This window comes from Burkholderia sp. Ap-955, assembly GCF_011753045.1.
In the GTDB taxonomy this organism is placed as follows: domain Bacteria; phylum Pseudomonadota; class Gammaproteobacteria; order Burkholderiales; family Burkholderiaceae; genus Burkholderia; species Burkholderia lata_D.
This window is the reverse complement of sequence record NZ_VWWH01000180.1, coordinates 1-4,620: the sequence shown is the minus strand read 5'-3', so window position 1 is coordinate 4,620 and position 4,620 is coordinate 1. Positions and strand designations below refer to the sequence as shown.

The 4,620-nt window shown below is 71.9% G+C and carries 1 pseudogene; it reads right to left on the bottom strand.

The features are described 5' to 3' along the window. Positions 1-4,620: pseudogene (locus F3J15_RS36955) on the bottom strand (LWXIA domain-containing protein); the annotation flags it as partial.

The window sequence follows — 4,620 nt, the reverse complement described above, 5'->3', positions numbered from 1 at the left end:
GTGGCCGGGACGGGCTGCGCATGGGGCGCCGCCGCTCCCGACGGCAGGGCGCCCGGCGTCGCCTGCCGCTTCAGCAGCGCGGAGGCGCGGGCGCGCGTCAGCAGCGCGACGCGGTGGCTCGCGTCGAGGGTCCACGCGATCGAGGTCTGGGTGGCATAGCGCGGGCGCAGGCGCGACGGCAGGCGGTCGGCCTTTTCCTTCGGCGCCTTGACCGGATCGAAGCGGCCGATGCGCGCCATCATGTCGGCACCGATCTCCGTCGCGATGAACGAGACGCCGCGCTGGCGTGCGCGCGACAGCGGAATCCGGTGGCGTGGGCCGCCCGGACGCATCCGCGCCTTCACGCGGCGCTGGAACGCGTCGTCGAGCGTGCGTGGCGTGACGCGGGTGCCGTCGAGCGGCGCTTTTGCTTCGTAGTACCACACCCCGCTGTTCGGATCGCGCGTCGCATGGCCGAGGATCTCGCCGGTTTTCCGGTCGACCGCATAGATCGTATCGGCGTTGCGCGCGTTCGCGATCGCCTTGTTGGCGTTCGAATAGTGCTTGACCGAGCCGAGCGCATTGATCGCGTCCGCGAGCCCGTCGTCGACGCGGCCCGCATGGGCGAGCTCGATCGTGTCGCCATCGTGCGCCGGCTCAATCTTCGACGGACCGCCCAGGCGCTTCAATTCGGCGAGCGGCACCTTCGATACGTAGAAATCGAAGTCGAGTCGTGCTGCCGCGGCCTCGTCGCGATGCCGCGCATCGAGCGCGAGCGACACCGCATCGTCGAGTGTCTTCCGGCCCGCGCGTTTGAGCGACCGGTCGGCATGGGTGATCTTGATCGCGCCGTTCGCATCGACCTGTGCCTCGGCGACGAACTTCGGCGGCGAGCCGGCGGTCGGCGTGCCGGCACGGGCGATCAGCACGTACGCGCTGCGCCCGGTTTCCCGGACCAGGTTGCGCAGTTCCGGCAGGCTGTTGCCCTCGACGCGCGTCAAGGTGCGCAACCCGCGTTCGTCGAGCCAGGCGCGTGCGCGCTTCATCTTTGCGCTTTCGCGTGCGTGCCCGCCGCCGGCGGCGCCCGATGCACCCGATGCGCGGTTGCCGGTCCCCGGCGCGGCAAGCTTCGGCAGTCGCGCGTCGCCGGTCAGCGCGCGCGCCTGCTCGGCGTACAGCACGCGATAGGTCGGATTGCCGGGCAGCGACGTGCGCGTGTCGCCGAACTGGTCCGCGAGGGCCTGCAGCGCGGCCGGGTCGCCGCTCTCGTACGCGTGGCGCGCGGCGCGCGCGAGCGCGTCCGGCAGCTGCACGTGGGCCGCGATGTCGCCGCCGCCCGCCGCGAGGATCTCGTCGCGTACGCGGTATGCGTTGACCTGCGCGCGGGCTTCCGCGAGCAGCAGGCTGCGCACGTACGCTTCGGGGCTCGTGTGATCGAGACCGAGCGCACCGGTCGAGATGTCGACGCTATGCTGCGCCTCGTGCGCGAGCGCGAACACCAGCGTGCCGGCACGCCGCGTGTTGCCGTCGAGGACGATCACGCGCCGTTCGGCGTCGACGGACTGGCCTGCGCCGCGCGCGCCGAGCTTCACCTTCCAGCCGTCCTGCTTCGCGAGCCGCATCTGCGCCATCAGCGTCGGCGAACGCGACGCGAGCGCGTGCGCGCGCATGCGCAGCACGACGCCGCGGAAGGTCGTGACGACGCGCTCGATGACGCCGCGCCGCGGCGCGTAGGCGCCGTGCTCGGTCATCTCCGGGTGCGCGAGACGGATGCGCCCGGTCTGGAGTCCGTAATGAATCTTCGCGGCGACGTCGTCGATCCGTTCGAGTACGCTGCCGTCCGGGTCGGCCTCGTGCATGACCTCGCCGGGGTCGTGCAGCATCACCTCGCCGGTGCGGCCGAACAGCACCTGGAAGTCATACAGCAGATGGTGCTGCGCGGTGACGCGGCGAATCTTGCCGAGATCGGCCAGGCCGTCGTGCGACACCACGCGCGGCAGGCCGAGGTCGAATTCGACGTCGACGCTGCTCAGCTGCGCGGACGGCTTCAGCACGACGCCGATGCGATTGGCGACCGTGAACGGGCCGTCGGTCGTGCTGGTCGGCAGCTTGTAGGTTTCCTTGAGTTCGCGCAGCCCGGCCTGTTCGAGGCCGACCGCTTCGTACGCGTTGACGAGGCCCCGGGGCGTGCCGTTGCGATAGATGCCGACGGCCTGTCCGGCACCGCCGTCGAACACGGTCTTGTCCGCGCCGGAACCGAGCACCGGGCCGAGGTAATCCGCCGGGTCGACGACGCGCGACGGGTCGCCGGTGACATGCAGGCGATCGCGTGCCGTGTCGACCGACAGCTCGCCGAGCGACGGCTGGCGATAGGCGGCCGGCGTGTAGCGGTTCAGGCCGGACAGGTCGGTCAGCGCGCCGGCTTCGCCGACGGCATCCGGATGCGCCGCGTAGATCGTGCGTTGCCACAGGTTCGCGAGTTGCGCGGCCGCGCCTTCGTTCGCGTGGCGTGCCGACAGGATCGTCGTATATCCCGGGTCGGGCGGCGGCGGGTTGAGCAGCGTGAACGTGTGCGGATCGACCGGCCGCCCGTCGGGGCCGAGCAGCGTGCCGCCACGCAGCGATTCGGCCGGCACGATGGCGATCTGGTTGCGCGGATCGAGCCGGATGGGCTCGTCGCTGCGCAGGAACGACAGCGTGTCGAGCGCGGGCGGGCCGCCCGCGCCGAACGGCGACGCATTGCGCTCCACATGGTCGTTCGTCCACGCGACGCGCTGCGCCTGGATCTCGCGCATCGAGCGCGGCGCGTCGCCGGCCGCCGGTGCGTCCTGCGGCGCCGGCATCGTGCGGGCCGCCTGCGCCGCGCCGCGATCGAAGGCGTCGCCGTAGAACGCGTCGTAGTGCTGCCCGTGCGCGCCCGACACCGGCGAACGCGCGAATGCGTCGGCCAGCGTCGCGACGGTGCCCGCGTAATCGTGCGACGGCTGCCACGCATCGGCGACCGCCTGGATCGCGTCGGGCAGCTTGACGTGCGCGGCGATGTCGACGCCGCTCTTCATCTGGATTTCGTAGCGCGCCTCGAACGCATTGAGCTGCGCACGCGCCTCCGCTTCGAGCGCCTTGCGCGTGAAGCGGCGCCGGCCGCTGTAGTCGAGCCCGAGCGAGCCGTCGATCGCCTCGACCGCGTGCTTGGCCTCGTGCGCGAGCGTGTAGGTCATCGATTCGGGGTGCGTGAGCGCGCCGTCGATCGTGACGCGCTTCTTGCCGGCATCGATCCGGCTGCCGCCGCCGCGCTTGCCGACCCGCACGCGCCAGCCGTTGTCGTCGAGCATGCGCAGTTGCTGCGCGAGCGTGCCCGACTGTTGCGCGAGTGCACTGACCTCGTTCGGCAGCGGCGCGCCGCCGAACCGCATCTGCAGCCGGGCGACGAGCCCGGGCTTGTCGCCGGACGGGGCGACCTCGGTCGTTTCCGGATGCGCGAGCGTCACGTCGCCGCGTTCGACGCCGCGCTCGAGGAGTTGCAACTGGTCGTCGACACGGTCGTGCGTGCCGCGGTAGCCGTCGTTGCCGGTTTCGATCCGGCCCGGGTCCGTCATCAGCAGGCGGCCGTCGTGATAGATACCCTGGACGTCGAAGTACAGGCGGTTCTCCGCGATGAGCGTCTTGAGCGCCCGCAGCTGGTCGAGCGTCCCGGCTTTCAGCGTCGACGGCAGCACGCCGCGCTCGACATCCTGCGTATGCAGCGCACCGCGCGGCTGGTACAGCACCGCGACGCGATTCGCGTGCGAGAACGGGCCGTCCATCGACACGGTCGGCAGATCGAAGCGGCCGCGCAGCAGCGCAAGGCCGGCCTGCTCGTTGAGCGCCGCGTTGCGCTGCTGGCTGCGCGTGCTGGTCAGGTCCTCGTACAGGCCGAGCACCGCGCCGCGGCCGAGCGCGAAGCCGCCTTTCTCGTTGCCGAACGCGATCAGCGCGCCGAGATGCTCGGCGAGATCGACCGGCTTGCCGGTATCGGCATGGAACACGGTCGTGCCGTCCGCGCGCAGCGGACCGAGATCGACTTCGGGGTGCGGCGCGGGGTCGTAGCGCAGGTAGCCGCTCGTCGCGCGCAGCGTGCCGTCGGCCGCGAGCGCGTCGCGCGGCGCGACGAACACCGGCCGGTTCCACACGTTCGCGAGCTCGGGCGCGAGCTTCGCGTCCGCCTGCTCGGCGATCAGCACGATCGGTTCCGCCATGTCGGCCGGCGCGCGAAACGCGTAGCGGGCATCGAGCGCGAGTTCGTGCCCGCCCACCGGTACGCCGTCGCGCGTCGCGAACGCGCCGCCCGCACGGTCGTTGCGCACGACGTACAGCGTGCGACCGCCGTACTCGTGCTGCTCGACGAGCGGCCGGCGCGACGCCAGCGTCACGTCGGCGTCGCGCGCGACGAAGCCGGGCGACAGCGGCGACGTCTCGAGCGCGTTGAGGATCGTCCACGCGACCCGCTCGCGGAACGTCAGCGGCTTGAGTGCGCCGCCCGCGCCGGACTCGGCCGGATCGGCGACGCGCCGGTAATTGATCGTGCGCGCGTCGCCGCTGCGGCGGTCCGCATTCGACGCGAGCCGGGCCTCGTGGTCGTTCTCGGCGGCGCGTTCGCGCACG